13 protein-coding genes are annotated in these 16,237 nt (G+C 67.3%); 5 read left to right on the plus strand and 8 right to left on the minus strand.

The genetic code is table 11. From position 1 onward, the window contains the following. Nucleotides 1-34 precede the first annotated feature (34 nt). Genes pdeM through SB764_RS25475 form a run of 4 tightly spaced genes read right to left on the minus strand, consistent with a single transcriptional unit; the run spans nt 35 to nt 6,129 of the window. A complete protein-coding gene (pdeM, locus tag SB764_RS25460) occupies nt 35-697 on the minus strand; it encodes a ligase-associated DNA damage response endonuclease PdeM (protein WP_176081107.1) in 663 nt (220 codons plus the stop codon). Nucleotide 698: 1 nt separating this feature from the next. Further along, entirely contained in the window at nt 699-3,392 is a 2,694-nt protein-coding gene (locus tag SB764_RS25465) for a ligase-associated DNA damage response DEXH box helicase (RefSeq protein ID WP_410865410.1), read from the minus strand. After that, nucleotides 3,389-5,056: an ATP-dependent DNA ligase gene (locus SB764_RS25470; RefSeq protein WP_183039789.1), complete on the minus strand. Its 1,668-nt coding sequence runs from the start codon at nt 5,054-5,056 to the stop codon at nt 3,389-3,391. The genes SB764_RS25465 and SB764_RS25470 overlap by 4 nt, the downstream gene beginning before the upstream one ends. Next, nucleotides 5,053-6,129, minus strand: a complete 1,077-nt coding sequence (locus SB764_RS25475; protein WP_336751242.1) for a ligase-associated DNA damage response exonuclease — start codon at nt 6,127-6,129, stop codon at nt 5,053-5,055. The genes SB764_RS25470 and SB764_RS25475 overlap by 4 nt, the downstream gene beginning before the upstream one ends. Before the next feature lie 363 nt (nt 6,130-6,492). Between SB764_RS25475 and SB764_RS25480 the strand changes: the two genes are divergently transcribed. Continuing rightward, nucleotides 6,493-7,050, plus strand: coding sequence for a lipocalin family protein (locus SB764_RS25480; RefSeq protein ID WP_065059659.1), 558 nt, complete (start codon nt 6,493-6,495; stop codon nt 7,048-7,050). A 58-nt stretch (nt 7,051-7,108) separates the two neighbouring features. Here SB764_RS25480 and SB764_RS25485 read toward each other — a convergent pair whose 3' ends face one another. Further along, nucleotides 7,109-7,369 (minus strand): DUF2798 domain-containing protein, encoded by a 261-nt coding sequence (locus SB764_RS25485; RefSeq protein WP_183039792.1) that lies wholly within the window; start codon nt 7,367-7,369, stop codon nt 7,109-7,111. Nucleotides 7,370-7,533: 164 nt separating this feature from the next. Between SB764_RS25485 and SB764_RS25490 the strand changes: the two genes are divergently transcribed. Beyond that, entirely contained in the window at nt 7,534-8,475 is a 942-nt protein-coding gene (locus tag SB764_RS25490) for a LysR family transcriptional regulator (protein ID WP_176081102.1), read from the plus strand. A gap of 169 nt (nt 8,476-8,644) precedes the next feature. Here SB764_RS25490 and katG read toward each other — a convergent pair whose 3' ends face one another. Further along, nucleotides 8,645-10,819, minus strand: a complete 2,175-nt coding sequence (gene katG / locus SB764_RS25495) for a catalase/peroxidase HPI (RefSeq protein ID WP_410865413.1) — start codon at nt 10,817-10,819, stop codon at nt 8,645-8,647. Between the two features lie 391 nt (nt 10,820-11,210). On the opposite strand from katG, the gene SB764_RS25500 reads away from it, so the two are divergent. Both SB764_RS25500 and SB764_RS25505 read left to right on the plus strand, forming a co-directional pair. After that, nucleotides 11,211-12,164, plus strand: a complete 954-nt coding sequence (locus SB764_RS25500) for a 3-hydroxyacyl-CoA dehydrogenase family protein (RefSeq protein ID WP_074985235.1) — start codon at nt 11,211-11,213, stop codon at nt 12,162-12,164. Between the two features lie 289 nt (nt 12,165-12,453). Continuing rightward, nucleotides 12,454-13,737 (plus strand): ATP-binding protein, encoded by a 1,284-nt coding sequence (locus SB764_RS25505; protein WP_321919981.1) that lies wholly within the window; start codon nt 12,454-12,456, stop codon nt 13,735-13,737. 120 nt (nt 13,738-13,857) lie between these two features. On the opposite strand, the gene SB764_RS25510 is transcribed toward SB764_RS25505, so the two are convergent. After that, entirely contained in the window at nt 13,858-14,802 is a 945-nt protein-coding gene (locus tag SB764_RS25510) for a 2-hydroxyacid dehydrogenase (RefSeq protein ID WP_110327668.1), read from the minus strand. Next, a complete protein-coding gene (locus SB764_RS25515) occupies nt 14,799-15,212 on the minus strand; it encodes a VOC family protein (protein WP_065059664.1) in 414 nt (137 codons plus the stop codon). Before SB764_RS25515 ends, SB764_RS25510 begins: the two co-directional genes overlap by 4 nt. 114 nt (nt 15,213-15,326) lie before the next feature. Between SB764_RS25515 and SB764_RS25520 the strand changes: the two genes are divergently transcribed. Next, nucleotides 15,327-16,184 carry a LysR substrate-binding domain-containing protein gene (locus SB764_RS25520; protein ID WP_410865416.1) on the plus strand — a complete coding sequence of 286 codons (858 nt, stop codon included), beginning with the start codon at nt 15,327-15,329 and terminating at the stop codon, nt 16,182-16,184. The last annotated feature ends 53 nt before the right edge of the window (nt 16,185-16,237 follow it).

The following is a 16,237-nucleotide window of genomic DNA, read 5'->3' on the forward strand; positions in this document are numbered from 1 at the left end:
AGAGGTTGCGAGGACGATAAAGACGTCGCGCGCATCAACGCCGGACGCTGAAAATACGGTTCGCGGCCACCACGTACACGCTTTCCGGCCCGCGCTCGCCGGTGGCCTCGTAGCCGCCGGTCAGCGCGCCGAAGGCCGGCAGCACGCCCACGCGCGCGCCGAAGCGAAAGCACGGCAAACGCACACGATCGACGCCCGTGCGCAGCGTATAGACCGGATGCTCGTGACCGGCGAGCACATAGCCGTCCGCGTGCGGCTGCGGATGATGGCACAGCGTCCACGGCCCGAGTCGATATGGTTCGAACACGGTCTCGATGCCGAATTCATCGGCAAGCGCGCCCGCGTGACGATCGTGATTACCCTCCACCAGCACGAGGCGCAAGCCGCGATGCGCCGCGCGCCAGCGGCTCAATCCGTCGAGCACCTCGGGCGCGTGCGATTCGCGCGCGTGCAGCAGATCGCCGAGAAAATACAGCGATTGCGGCGCGAACTGCGCGATCACGGCATCGAGGCGCGCGAACGTGTCGGCCGTCGCGCCCGTCGGCACCGGAATGCCGCGCGCGCGAAACACGGCGTCCTTGCCCAGATGTACATCCGCGACGAACACCGCGCGGCTCACGGGATCGAACGCCGCGCGCTGCGCCGAGAGCGTCAGCGGCGCGCCGTTCACGTCGATCGGGTAGGTTTGCGCGGCCATGTCAGTCGGCGCGACGCGCGGCGGTTTCGAGTTCCGCGAGCATGCGCTCGACGCGATCGGCCAGATGCTCGGTGGTCACTTTTTCGCGCAGGCGGGCGACGATCAGCGGGAACGCAAACGGCGTCGGCCTCGGCGGCCGCGCGAGCGCGAAGCGGCTTGTGCTCATGCGCGCGAGCGCCGCGCGGATACGCTCGAACTCCAGCTCTTGCCGCACGACTTCCTGATCGGCCTGCGTGAGCAACAGGTTCGCGCTGTCGTATCGGCGAAAGACTTCGTAGAACAGTCCGCTCGACGCCTGCAACTGGCGCGCACTCTTTTGCTGTCCCGGATGTCCCTGAAAAACCAGCCCCGAAACGCGCGCGATCTCGCGAAAGCGTCGCGCGGCGAGTTCCGATGCGTTGAGGCTCGCGAGGATGTCGTCTTCGAGATGGGCGGCGGAGAACAGGCCGTCGTCGACCAGCGCCTGCCAGTCGAACGGTTGCGCGCACAGCAGTTCGAAGCCGTAGTCGTTCACCGAGATCGAAAACGTGCTCGGCTGGTCGCGCGCGACGCGCCAGCCAATCAACGCACCCAGCCCGATATGCGCCATGCGGCCCGCGAACGGAAAGCAAAAAAAGTGATGGCCTTCGCGCGTGCGCACGCTTTCGGCGACGAGCACGCCCGGTCCGGGCAGCGCCGACCAGCGCGCCTGGAGTTCGAGCAACGGCTGGATCGCGCGCATTTCGGGTTCGTCGTAGATGCCGTCGCTGGCGCGCGCGAGCATCACGAGCGCGGCGTCGGCCAGTTCGGACGACAACGGCATCTTGCTGCCCGCCCATTGCGGCATCGCGCCGCGCGAGGAATTCGCGCGCTTCACGTAGGCGGTCATGTCGCGCACGCGCACGAGTTCGAGCGCGCGACCGCCGAACGTAAAGACGTCGCCAGGTTTGAGGCGCGCAATGAACGATTCCTCCATCGCGCCGATGCGACCGCCCGACAGAAAGCGCACGTCGATGGTCGAGTTGGCGACGATCGTGCCGATGTTGTTGCGATGGCGGCGCGCGAGGTCGTCGCGCGGCACGCGATAGACGCCGTCGGCGTCCGCCGCGACGCGGTGATAGTCGGGATACGCGCCGAGCGACGCGCCACCGCGTTCGACAAAGGTCAGCGCCCAGTCGAATTCGGCTTGTGTGAGATCGCGATACGCGTAGGCGCTGCGAATCTCGTCATAGAGCGCGCCCGGCGTGAAACCGCCGCCGATCGCCACCGTCACGAGATGCTGCACGAGCACGTCGAAAGGTTTGACCGGCATGTCGCGGCCTTCGATGCGGCGCTCGCCGATGGCCCAGCGCGCGGCGGCCGCCTCGACCAGTTCGAGCGCATGCGTGGGCACGATGGTCACGCGCGAGACGCGGCCCGGCGCGTGGCCCGAGCGCCCCGCGCGCTGCATCAGCCGCGCGACGCCTTTGGGCGAGCCGATCTGAAACACGCGCTCGACGGGCAGAAAGTCCACGCCGAGATCGAGACTCGACGTGCAGACGACCGCCTTCAGGCGGCCGTGCTTCAGCCCGGATTCGACCCAGTCGCGCACCGACTTGTCGAGCGAGCCGTGATGCAAGGCGATGAGCCCGGCCCACTCGGGCCGCAGTTCGAGCAGCGACCGATACCAGGCTTCGGCCTGCGAGCGCGTGTTGGTGAACACCAGCGAGCTTTGCGCCGCGTCGATGCCGGCGGCGACCGCGCCCACCTGGCGCGTGCCCAGATGGCCGCCCCACGGAAAGCGTTCGATGGTGGCGGGAATCAGCGTATCGACGATCAGCGTTTTGGGTTGCGCGCCGCGCACGTTCACGCGCGGCGTGCGCACGCCATGCAGCAGCGCGTCGTGTGCGAGCGCGAGATTGCCGAGCGTCGCCGACAGCCCCCAGACCTGGAGTTCGGGCCGCCAGTGCGTGAGGCGCGCGAGCGCGAGCTGCGTTTGCGTGCCGCGCTTGTTGCCGAGCAGCTCGTGCCATTCGTCGACCACGACGAGCCGCAGATGCGCCAGCTCCTCGCGCGCCTGGGCGCGCGTGAGCATCAGCGTGAGGCTTTCGGGCGTGGTGACGAGCGCCGACGGCATGCGGCGGTTCTGCCGCGCGCGCTCGGTCGACGAGGTGTCGCCCGTGCGCAGCCCGATGGTCCACGGCGCGCCCAGCGCTTTGGCGGCGCTCTGTAGCGCCCGCGCGCTATCGGCGGCGAGCGCGCGCATCGGCGTGATCCAGAGCACCGTGAGCGGCGCGGGCAACGGCGCACGCCGCGCGGTTCCCGGCGAAGACGCCGAAGCCGGCGATGCCGAAACCGAAGCCGTCGACCACGCCGCCAGCGCGCCAATCCACACCGCCCACGTCTTGCCCGCGCCGGTCGTCGCGTGCAGCAGGCCGCTCGCGCCGCGCGCGATCTCGCGCCAGACCGTCTGCTGAAACGCGAACGGCTGCCAGCCCTGCGCCGCGAACCACTGCGCGATGCGCGTCTCGATCGGCGTCTGCGCGGCGTGCGCGTCGTAGGCGAACGGCTCGGGCGTGAACGCGTCGGCGCTGGCCGCGTCGAGTTTTTCCTGCGCCGCGCGCGAACGCGGGATGCGGCGCGGACGCGCTTTGCGCGGCGCGGCTTCGGGGCTGTCGTCGGCGTCAGTGTGGGCGTCCGCGTCGGCGTCCGCATTTGCGTTATTCGGCGCGCTCATGGTCGCGCCTCGCTCAGAAAGCCTTTGAGCATGTCGAGCGTGTCGGCGTCGTCGATCGATTTGTCGGTGCGCCAGCGCAGCATGCGCGGAAACCGCACGGCGATGCCCGATTTGTGGCGCGGACTCGCCTGGATTCCCTCGAAGCCGATTTCGAACACGAGCGTCGGCGTCACGCTGCGCACCGGACCGAACTTCTCGACCGTCGTCTTGCGCACGACCGCATCGACCTTGCGCATTTCCTCGTCGGTCAGGCCGGAATACGCCTTGGCGAACGGCACAAGCGTGCGCGTGCCGTCGCGCTCGTCCCAGACCGCGAAGGTGAAATCGGTGTAGAGACTCGCGCGACGACCGTGACCGCGCTGCGCGTAGAGCAGCACGGCGTCGATCGAATACGGCTCGATCTTCCATTTCCACCACGTACCCGACGCCTTGGTGCGCCCCACCCCGTACATCGACGCGCGCTCCTTGAGCATCAGCCCTTCCACGCCGCGCGCGCGGCTCTGCTCGCGCAGCGCGGCGAGCGCGGGCCAGTCCGGCGCCTCGACGATCGGCGACACGCGCAGCAGATCGAGCGCCAGCGTCGCCGACATCGTCCGCGCCAGCGTATCGAGCCGCGCGCGGCGGGCGTCGAGCGGCTCGCCGCGCAGATCGCGGCCGTGCTCTTCCAGCAGATCGTAGGCGAGCAGCGCGGCCGGCGAATCGGCGAGCACTTTGCGGGTCAGCGTCTTGCGCGTGATGCGCGGTTGCAGCCGCGCGAACGGCAGCGGCGCGGTCGCGCCCGGCTCCCACGCGAGAATTTCCCCGTCGATCACGGTGCCGTCGGGCAGCGCCTCGCCCAGCGAAGCCAGCTCGGGAAAGCGCTCGGTCACGAGATCCTCGCCGCGCGACCAGATCCACACGCGCCCCGCGCGCTTGACGATCTGCGCGCGAATGCCGTCCCATTTCCATTCGGCGATCCACCCCGCGACCGCGCCCAGCGTGGCGGGATCGCTCTGGAGCGGATGCGCGAGAAAGAACGGATACGGCAAGCCGACGTCGCTCTCGTGCGGCGTATCGACGTCGTCGCCTTCGGCAGCCGGCGCGATCAGACGCAGATAGCGGGCCGCGCTGGGCGCCTGGCGCGAATCGGTCCAGCCGACCATGCGTTGCGCGATGCGCTTGTGATCGACGCCAGCCACGCGCGCGAGCGCGCGCACGACAAGCTGCCGCGACACGCCCACGCGAAAGCCGCCGCCGATCAGCTTGGTCAGCAGAAAACGCTCGCTCCAGTTCAGTTCGTCCCAATACTGCGTCAGGCGCGCGCACAGATCGGCGGGATCGCTGCCGCGCAACGGCAGCACGCGCTGCTCGATCCATTGCGCGAGACCCAGCTCCGTTTCGCGCGTCGCGGGCGGCAGCACGTGCGCGACGGTTTCGGCGAGATCGCCCACCGCCTGATACGACTCCTCGAACAGCCAGTCGGGCAGCCGCGCCCGGTCGCGCGCGCACTCGACCAGCACGCGCGTCGGCACCGCCTGGCGCGGCTTGCCGCCGGCCAGAAAATACGCGGCCCAGGCGGCGTCCTCGGGTTCGGCGGCGGAGAAATAGCTCAGCAACGCGTCGAGCTTGTCGTTCGTCGAGGTCGTGGCGTCGAGCGCCGTATAGAGGGCCGCGAACTGTCTCATGGCTGCGCGCTCGCGGCGTCGGGCGCGGCGCTGTCGTCGGCGTCGGCGGCGCGATCGGCGGCACCGGCTTCGATCGCCTCGTCGCCGTATTCGGTGGCGAACGCGCCCGCGTCGAGCCCTTGCGACGCGAGCCAGCGCACCATCGGCTCGATCTGCCCATGCGTGACGATCACGCGTTGCGCGCCCGTCGCGCCGATCGCCTGTTGCAGACCGGGCCAGTCGGCGTGATCCGACAGCACCATGCCGCGATCGACGCCGCGCCGCCGCCGCATGCCGCGCACGCGCATCCAGCCGGACGCGAAAGCATCGCTGTAATCGCCGAAGCGGCGCATCCACGCGCTGCCCTGCGCCGAGGGCGGCGCAACGATCAGCGCTTCCCTGAACGCCGACTTGTCGCGCGCCGCGATCTCGCTGACGAGACGCGTCGGCGGCAGCGCGACGCCCGCCTCGCGATACGCGCGGTTCAGCGTTTCGACCGCACCGTGGCAGAAGATCGGGCCGATGCCGCAATCGACGCTCGCGAGCACGCGCTGCGCCTTGCCGAACGCGTAGCAGAACAGCACCGACGCGCGGCCCGCCGCGGCGTTGTGACGCCACCAGGCGTCGATGCCCGCGAAGATATCGGCGGACGGCTCCCAGCGATAGATCGGCAAGCCGAACGTGGATTCGGTGATGAAGGTATCGCAGCGTACCGGTTCGAACGGCGCGCAGGTCGGATCGGGCTCGACCTTGTAATCGCCGGACGCGACCCACACGCGCCCGCCGTGCTCGACGCGCACCTGCGCCGAACCCAGCACGTGTCCCGCCGGATGCAGCGAGACGCGCACGCCGTTGATCTCGACCGCTTCGCCGTAACGCACGCCCTGCACGCTGATGCCCGGCAGCCTCGCAAGCAGCACGCCGAGCCCCGCCTGCGCGGCGAGATAGCGCGCGTGGCCACTGCGCGCGTGGTCCGCGTGCGCGTGCGTGATGATGGCGCGCTCGACCGGCCGCCACGGATCGATATGGAAATCGCCGGGCGGGCAATATAGTCCTTCGGGGCGCGCCACAATCAGATCGGAGGAATGGATCACGCCTGCCTGCTCCCTGTCGAGGTCGAACGTTCGCCTCGCTCGCGTGACGCAAGAAGCGGTCCCGAGACGGGCGGTCCCGAGACGGGCGCGTTCGCGGTAAAAAATTTCAGCCGACGCTCGCCAGGATTACATCGGCCTCATCGCGCGGTAGCGGCCGCCCACAGGAAGCCGCGGGCAACGGCTCGAAACCGCGCGTTCGCACGCCGCGACGCAGCATGGCCCGAGCTTTGCTTCAACCGCGTGTTGGTTTGAATGAATGCATCGTCGCCTGGACAACAGCCTGTATGTCGGGGCGTGTCTTGCTCGCTGCGGGTCCGCGCCCGCCGAGCGAGAATGCCGCCACTATCATCGGAGATCACCTGCATGCGAAAGAAGATTCTCGTTACCGCACTCGCCGGCGCCGCGCTATTGCTCGGTGCCTGCGCGTACATACCGCGTCCGGGGCCGGTCGGTAATCGCGCCGTGCCCGAGCCCGCCCGATCCGTCGACCTGACGAAATACATGGGCCGCTGGTACGAACAGTTCCGCTACGAAGCCTCGTTCGAAAAGGACATGGATGCGGTGACGGCGGACTACTCGCTCAACGAAAACGGCACGGTAAAGGTCGTCAATCGCGGCCGCAAAGGCGGCGTGACGGGTGACGAACACGAATCGACCGGCAAGGCCAAGGTCGTCGATGCCGCGACGAACGCCAAGCTCAAGGTGTCGTTCTTCGGGCCGTTCTACGGCGACTACTGGATTCTCGATCACGGCGACGCATACGACTGGTCGATCGTGGGCGAACCATCGGGCCGTTATCTGTGGGTGTTGACCCGCGCGGCCCACCCGTCGTCCGCGCTGCTCGACAGCCTGCGCGAACGCGTGAAGGCGCTCGGTTACGACTGGTCGCTCGTGAGAGTGACGCAGCAAGCGCCGGATTGACGCGGCGTTTTTGTATGGTTTTGTACGGCGTCGAGGCGGCGGCGGCGAGCGCGCAGCCTCAACGCGCGTGCACCGTCCACGCCACCAGCCGGGCGACGATCGGGCGCACGATCAGCACGCAAATAAACGCCGACGGCATCGCCACCCGATACGCATTCATCACATTTTCCATGTAATGCCCGTCAATGCCGAATTCGGCGACGGTAATCACGAGACACATCAGAAACGCCATGATCGTCGCCATATAAAGCGCAAAGACATAAGGCGTCGTCGAGATGGGAAAGCGAATGCGGCGGTTTTGCGGCGTTCCGGCTGGCATGAATGCGACCTCGTTCTTGTGGGCTGGTTAACGGATCGCCAGCGTAACAAGGCCGCGAATACGTGCCCAGCCGTCCAGCGCTTGATTCATTTTTAAGTAAAATTTACGAAATGACCGATCAGCGCGACGTAAAACAAGAGACATAAAACACTGAACACAGGGCAATGGACATTCTCGGCTTGATCAACTGCTTCATCCGCGTCGTGGAAACCGGCAGCATCGCGGCGGCGGCGCGCGCACAAGGCGTGAGCGCGGCGGCCGTGAGTCAGAGCATCGCGCGGCTCGAAACGCACCTGGGCGTGCGCGTGCTGTCGCGAACGACGCGCAGCATGGCGCTCACCGAAAGCGGCGCGCGTTATTACGCCAGGGTCCGCCATATTCCCGGCGACATCGATCTCGCCTCGCAGGTCGCCACGGCCGAGGCGCAGCCGCACGGCGCGCTGTGCGTCGCCACCACGGCGGCGTTCGGCCGCCACGTGCTCGCGCCGCTGATGCCGGGCTTCAAGACCGCGTATCCGCGCATCGATCTCGAACTCATCAGCACCGACCGGGCCGTCGATCATCGGCTCGAGGGCGTCGACGTCAGTATCCGGATCGCCGCGCAACTCGATGAGCGGCTGATCGCCCGGCGCATCGCGTCGAGACCGTTTCTGGTCTGCGCTGCGCGTGCGTATCTGGATCGCGCGGGCGTGCCGCTCACGCCCGAAGACCTCAAGCATCACGCATGCGCCGTGTTCCGCTATCCAACGGACGGCCGCTTTCTGCCGTGGGGATTCGTGCGCGAAGGCAGGCGTTTCGACGCGCCGATCAACCCCGCCTTCGTCTGCGACGACATCGACATGCTGGCGCAGATCGCGGCGAACGGCGGCGGCATCGCGCGGCTCGCGAGTTTCGTGGCGCAGCCGCTGATCGACAGCGGCAAGCTGGTCACGCTGTTCGAGCCGCACAACGAAGGCACCGTCCACGCCGAACCCGAGCCGATGGAACTCTATGCATGCGTCGCCGAGCGGTCGGCGATGAATGCGCGAGCGCGAGCCTTTATCGACTATGTCGAGCAGGCGTTGCAGAGCGAAACGGATTCATGCGGTACAGCGGTCGCACGATGACTCGCGACGCGCGGCCGATTCCGGCGCCGGAGGAATGAACGCGGCCAGCATGTCGGCACGCCGCCGCGCCACGCCGTGACACGGCGCGCGATACGATGCGATGCGATGACAATGCCGATAACCACGCAATGCCGATGCGCCCGGACATCCTCGATGTCCGGGCTCACCATTAAACCAGGTCGAATCGATCCAGACTCATGACCCTGGTCCACGCCGCGACGAAGTCGTTCACGAACTTCTCCTTCGCATCGGCGCTCGCATAGACCTCCGCGAGCGCGCGCAGCACGGCGTTCGAACCGAACACCAGATCGACGCGCGTGCCGGTGTATTTCACTTCCGCGCTCTTGCGGTCGCGCCCTTCGAAACGTTCCGACGACGCATCGGCCGCTTTCCACGCCGTGCCCATATCGAGCAGGTTGATAAAGAAGTCATTGCTCAACACGCCCGGCCTGCCGGTCAGCACGCCGTCGCGATTCCCGTGCGCATTCGCGCCCAGCACGCGCAGGCCGCCGACCAGCACCGTCATTTCCGGTGCGGTCAGCGTAAGCTGCTGCGCCTTGTCGATCAGCAGCATTTCCGCCGCCGGACCGTCCTGCACGCTGCGATAGTTGCGGAAGCCGTCGGCGCGCGGTTCGAGCACATTGACCGACTCGATATCGGTCTGATCCTGGCGTGCGTCCACACGGCCCGGCGCGAACGGCACGTCGATCTCGACGCCCGCCGCGCGCGCGGCCTGCTCGACACCGACCACGCCGGCCAGCACGATCACATCGGCGAGCGATGCCTTGCCCGACGCCTGCTGGATTGCCTGAAGCGTCGGCAGCACGGCAACGGCGTCCTTGTTCACGTCCCAGTCCTTTTGCGGTGCGAGCGCGATGCGCGCGCCATTTGCGCCGCCGCGCTTGTCGCCGCCACGGAACGTCGACGCCGACGCCCACGCAACCGACACCAGTTCGCTCACGGACAGCCCCGACGCCGCGATTTTCGCCTTGAGATCCGCAATGTCGGCCGCACTCGGCTGATGCACCGGCGCGGGCAGCGGGTCTTGCCACAACAGATCCTGCGCGGGCACTTCCGGACCGAGATAACGCGCCTTCGGCCCCATGTCGCGATGGGTCAGCTTGAACCACGCACGTGCGAACGCTTCGTTGAACGCCTGCGGATCGCCGAGGAAGCGGCGCGAAATCTTTTCGAATTCCGGATCGAAACGCAGCGTGAGATCGGTGACCAGCATGGTCGGCTTGCGCTTCTTCGACGCGTCGAACGGATCGGGAATGATCTCAGGCGCGTCCTTCGCTTCGAACTGGATCGCGCCCGCCGGGCTGCGCGTCTGCACCCACTCGTACTTGAACAGGTTTTCGAAGAAGTGATTGCTCCACTGCGTGGGCGTTTGCGTCCAGACCACTTCGAGACCCGACGTGATCGCATCCGCACCCGCGCCCGAGCCGAATCGGCTCTGCCAGCCCAGACCCTGCGCGTCGAGCGACGACGCTTCCGGGTCCGTGCTCACGTTCTCCGCCGAACCCGCGCCGTGAGTCTTGCCGAGCGTGTGACCGCCGGCGATCAGCGCGACGATTTCCTCGTCGTCCATCGCCATGTTGCCAAAGGTCGCGCGGATGGCCGCTGCCGCCGACGCCGGGTCGCCGCTCGCGTTCGGACCTTCGGGATTCACGTAGATCAGGCCCATTTCCGTGGCCGACAACGGGTTCTTCGCGAGCGTTTCCGGATCGCGGTGCGTCAGCCATTTGGCTTCGTCGCCCCAGTTCACGTCCATATCCGGTTCCCACACGTCTTCGCGGCCAGCCGCGAAACCGAGCGTCTGGAAACCGGCGCTTTCCAGCGCGACGTTGCCGGCCAGCACGATCAGATCGGCCCACGAAATCTTCTGCCCGTACTTCTGCTTGACCGGCCACAGCAGGCGACGCGCCTTGTCGAGGTTGACGTTGTCGGGCCACGCGTTGAGCGGCGCGAAGCGCTGCTGGCCGCGGCCCGCACCACCGCGGCCATCGATCATGCGGTAGGTGCCCGCGCTATGCCAGGCCATGCGGATGAACAGACCCGCGTAGGTGCCCCAGTCGGCGGGCCACCACGGCTGCGAGTCGGTCAGCACCGTGCGCAGGTCGGCCTTCAATGCGTCGTAATCGAGCTTCTTGAATTCCGCGCGATAGTCGAATTGCTCGCCGAGCGGATTCGAGCGCTGCGAATGCTGATTGAGCAGATCGACGCGCAACTGATTGGGCCACCAGTGAAGATTGGCGGTGCCGCTGCCGGCAATGGTTTTTGCAGCGGCGTGGAACGGGCACTTGCCTTGTTCGGGCGTCGGTGTATCGATGGGCGTGCTCATGTCGATCAAATTCGGGTTGGGGATTTTTAAATATAGCAGTGATCAATTACCTACCGGCGACCATTTTTCTTCTCTACGCATTACGCCGAACCGCGCAACAAGGCGTAAACCCATGATCGCAAACGCGTTACGCCCGGTTGACATCGAACCGTGTGCGCAAATGCACAATCGGCTTTTAATATCCGCATGATGAATTAAGAATAATTCAGGTTATGTCCATCACCTTAACGGCGCGCTCGTTCCGCTTTATTTAACCGATGGCTTGCCCCGAACACCAGGCTTAAGGTAAAGAATCCTGTACGCTTGCGCATTCGGCATGCGCTTCAGCAATCGATCCTGCAAAAGGATTTTGCAGAAAATTCAGAAAATTCAGGCCCGGAGGGCGATCGGCATGAACCAGGCAGTGGCATCAGAGCAGGCAACAAAGCAGTCAGCAGTCACCGTGGCGGGCGTGGTCGGCTCGGGTTTGATGGGCGTGGGCATCGCGACGCAATGCGCGCTGCACGGTCTGCGCACCATCGTCCACGACGTCGATCCCGCGCGCCTCGCGGGCGTGACGGCAAAAGCCGAAGCCGTGCTCGACGAACTGATCGACGCGGGCCGTATCGACGCGAACGCGCGCGCCGCCGCGCTCGCGCGCATCGAAACGAGCGTCTCGCTCGACGTCATGGCGCACGCGCAGTTCGTCTTCGAAGCCGTGCCCGAAGTGCTCGAACTCAAACATCGGCTCTACGCGCAACTCGGCGCGGTGCTCGCGCCCGATGCGATCCTCGCGAGCAACACCAGCGGCTTCGAGCCCGATCTGCTCGCGAGCGCGCTGCCCGCGCCCGAGCGTTTCGTGATCGCGCATTTCTGGAATCCGCCGCACATGATCCCGCTCGTCGAAGTCGTGCCCGGCAGCGCCACGCGCGCGGACGTCACCGCGCGCACCGAGTCGCTGATGAGCGGCATCGGCATGGAGCCGGTCGTGCTCGCAAAGTCGATTCCGGGTTTCGTCGGCAACCGGCTGCAATTCGCGGTGCTGCGCGAGGCGCTCAATATCGTGCGCTCGGGCGCGGCGAGCGCCGAAGTCGTCGACCGCGTGATGAAGGCGTCGCTCGGCCGACGCTGGGGCATCGTCGGTCCGTTCGAGGGCGCGGACATGGGCGGGCTCGACACCTTCGTCGATATCTCCTCGCATCTGATGCCCGAACTCGCCAAGGACGAAGGCGTGATCGACCTGCTGCGCGAGAAAGTGGCCGCCGGACGCGTCGGCGTGCGCAGCGGCGCGGGCTTCTACGACTGGGACGAGGCACGCCTCGCCCGCGTGAAGGCCGCGCGGCGCAAGCTGATCGCGGGCCGTTAAAGCCCGAAGCGGGCGCGGCGCCGGCTCGGCGCGGCCCGCTTCGCGGCTGACGACGGGCTTACCGAAACCGTTCAATTGCCTCATCGGAATCGCCCTCATCCGTTATTAACGGCATTTCGCCGACGAAAAAGAGCCCGATCACCACGCTTTTCGCTGAATTTAAATCGCCGCGCGTCGCGGACAATACGGTCATAGCTCAAAAAGCGGCTACTTCAGGGGGGCACGTCACGGCGTCAACCCGAAGATCGATGTCAATAAAAAAGGGGTGACCGCCTTGTTTGTCCGGATCGTGCTGCTATCGATTGCGTCCTTGATGCTGGTGCAGGTGGGCTTGCGCCAACTCGACGCGAACGCGCCGTTCATGTCCGGCGACGCGCCTTTCGAACAGGCGTCCGGCGCGCCCGCCGCGTGGCAGGACGATCCCGCCGCCGATCTCGCCGCTTCGAGCGAGAGCGCGCACGGCATTGCACCGCGTGTGTCGATCCGTCCGCACATCGTCGATCTGCGTGCGCGCGTGAAACCGCATCTGCGCGACGCCGTCTGGGAAGCCGACGCCGCGTTCGCCGCTGTCGGCAGCGATGCCGATGCGCATTGCACGGCGGCCATCTCCTGCATGCAGGCGTTCGCGCGCTCGATCGATGCGCGCTTCGTCGCGCGTTTCGCGGTGCTCGCGCTCGCGGTGTGCGCGTTTCTGCTCGCGCTGCGCGCCTGGTGGCTGCGCCGTATCCGCGACGATCTGCACGCATTGACGGCGGCCTTGCGCGCGGCGGTCCGCTGTCCCACGACCACGGCGGGCGATGCGTCCTCGTCGTCATCCTCGTCTTTGTTATCAGCCCCGCCTTCGTTCGACGGCCGCCTGCGCGAACTGCACGGCGTCGCCCGCGCGCTGGGCGATCTGCTGTGCCGCCGCAGCGGCGCGGATCAGGACCGCTCGACGTTTTTCCCCGCATTCCTTCGCCAGATCGAATCGCACGCGGCGCGGCTGCGCGCCTACGCGACGAACGGCGCGCGCTGGCATCTGCGCGTTGCGCTGGTCGAGGACATCGATCTCTTTCAGGACCTCGCGCGCCAGTTCGTCGAAACGGTGGGCGGCGGCGCGGATCATGCGCCCGTGGGCGTGGAAGCGTATCTGAAAGACCGCTTCATCTTCGGCGCGAACACCAGCGACGCGCGCATCGTGCTGCACCTCAATGCCGGCGAGGCGTTCGAACTGCCGCGCACCGCGCTCGTGCGTCTCGTCGACAACCTCGTCGGCAATGCGCTCGCGCACGGCGCGCCGCCCGTCGAAATCTGCACGGCGCGCGGCCCGCGTTCGTGGACCTTAAGCGTGCGCGATCACGGGCAAGGCGTCGGCGCGAGTCTGCCCGACGAAGGCGCGCTGGCCGCGCCGTCACTCGCCGCGCGCGCGGCGCGGGCCTCGACGCTCGGCCTCGGCAAGCATTGGGGCATGGGCATGTCGATCGTGCGCCGCCTCGCGCGGCTGTGCAACGCGAAGCTCAAGATCGGCGATCACCCGGAAGGCGGTTTGTGGGTGCGCGTGATCGTGCCGATGGAAAAGGAAGCGCGCGCTTAAGCGCGCCGGGAGCGAACGGAAGCGAACGGAAGCGAACAGCAAACAGCGAACGCACAGCGGGCCGGTCGAAGTCTCCGCTTTGACCGGCCCGCTGCGCTTTACACCGACGCTCGCCAGTGTTCAATACCCGCGCGCCGCATCCACGCAGGGCGGAATCGCCCCGCTTTCGCGATACGCCGCGAGGTTGGCCGCCACGATGCGCGACGCCGTCGAACGATCGGTCGGCGCGGAAATATGCGGCAGCACCGTCACGCGCGGATGCGCCCAGTGCCAGCTATCGGCGGGCAGCGGCTCGACCGCGAACACGTCGAGCACCGCATGCGCGAGCGCCCCGCGTTCGAGCGCCGCGCGCAAGGCCGTATCGTCGACGATCGCGCCGCGCGCGAAGTTGATCAGCGACGCGTGCGCGGGCAATTGCGCCAGCACCTGCGTATCGACGATCCCCGCCGTCTGCGGCGTCAGCGGCAGCAGGCAGACGAGGATATCGGTCTGCGCGAGCATCGCGCCGAGTTCGTCCTCGCCCGTATGACACTGCACGCCGTCGATCGCCTTGCGCGTGCGGCTCCATCCGCGCACCTTGAAACCCGCCGCGAGCAGACGCCGCGCCGCCGCTTCGCCGAGCGCGCCGAGCCCGAGCAGCGACACCGTCTTGTCCTGCGCGCGCACGTAATCCTGCGCGCGCCACTCGCGCGCCGCCTGCTGCGCCGCGTAGCGCGGCATGTCGCGATGCAGATAAAAAGTCCACGCGAGCACGGCTTCGGCCATCGTGTCCGCGAGTTGCGGATCGACGAGGCGCACGATTTGCAGCTTCATGTCGGCGAGATCGGCGACGAGGCGCTCGACGCCCGCCCACACGCTATGCACCCAGCGCAGATTCGGCAGCCGCCGCAGATCCTCCGGACGCGGATTCGCGACGATCGCCACCGTGCATCCGGCGCGCTCGGCCTCGCTCATGTCGTCGAGCGCGACGAGCGTTTCCTGCGGCATCGCCGCCTGCAACGCGGCGAGCCATGGCGCCGTGAACGCGTACTCGGGATTGGCGATGAACGGCAGCACGCGCCTCATTTCGCGTACACCTTGCCGAGATTCGCGAAGCCCTTCACCTCGATCGGATTGCCGCACGGATCGAGAAAGAACATGGTGGCCTGCTCGCCGGGCTGGCCTTCGAAACGCAACGTCGGCGCGATCACGAATTCGAGTCCGCTGGCGCTCAGGCGGTCGGCGAGCGCGCGCCAGTCGGGCATGTCCATGACGAGGCCCAGATGCGGCATCGGCACCCAGTGATCGCCGACGCGCCCCGTGTTCGTCACCGGAAACGGCTCGCCCAGATGCAGCGAGATCTGATGGCCGAAGAAGTCGAAATCGACCCACGTTTCCGTGCTGCGGCCTTCGCGGCAGCCGAGCAGATCGCCGTAGAAAGCGCGCGAGGCGTCAAGATCGCGGACGTGATACGCGAGGTGAAAAGCGGTGTGCATGAGCGCTCCAGTGTTTCGGTGTTCGAGTAATCGGGGCGAAGAATGAAGCCGAGCGTAGCAGCGCCACTTCAAAAGAGATAGCATGGATTTTTTTATGCATCGAAAGGAAAACTTTTGGAGACGCGCTACCTCAAGAGCCTGATCGCCATCGTCGATTGCGGTTCGATCGCCGATGCCGCGCGCACCGAGCACGTCACGGCCGCGGCCATGGGCCAGCGCGTGCAGGCGCTCGAACGCGAACTCGGTTTTGCGCTGCTGTCGCGGCGCGGCCACACGGCCCAGCCCACGCCCGCGTGTCTCGCACTGCTGCCGCGCGCGCGCCGGCTGGTGCGCGAGGCGGCGCTGCTCGGCGGCGACGCCGATCGCGACGGCCTGAGCGGCACGCTGCGGGTCGGCGCGATCTCCACGGCGCTCACCGGCATGCTGCCGGCCGCGCTGCGTGCGCTCACGCGCGACGCACCGAAAGCCCGGCTGGCGATCGCGCCCGGCACCTCGCAGAGCCTGTTCCAGCAGTTGCAGGCCGGCCAGATCGACGCCGCCATCACGGTCGCGCCGCCGTTCGACCTGCCGAAAACCGTGCGCGCCACCGCGCTGCGCCGCGAACCGCTCGTCATGCTCGCGCCGAAGAAAGCGCGCGGCACGCCGCTCGCGCTGCTGGCCGAGCGCCCCTATATCCGCTACGACCCGAACGCGTGGGGCGGGCGCTTCGCCACGCGCTGGCTCGCCGATCAGGGCAAGGAACCCGCCGTGCTGTGCGACCTCGATGCGCTCGAAGCCATCGCGATGCTGGTCGCCGACGGCATGGGCGTCGGGCTCGTGCCGCGCTGGTCGGGCATCGAGCGTTTCGTGGGCGACTGCCGCGTGATCGCGCTGCCGGGCGCGGCCTACGAGCGCGAAATCGTGCTGCTCGCCGACGCCGATCCCGAGCGTCCGAATCTGCTCGCGGCGCTGGCGAAGACGCTGGCGCAGTGAGCGGCGAGTCGGCGCGCTGGGTCGTCGATTGTTCTTTTCTGCGCCCTACTATG

The sequence above is a fragment of the Paraburkholderia sp. SIMBA_027 genome (assembly GCF_046535315.1).
In the GTDB taxonomy this organism is placed as follows: domain Bacteria; phylum Pseudomonadota; class Gammaproteobacteria; order Burkholderiales; family Burkholderiaceae; genus Paraburkholderia; species Paraburkholderia tropica.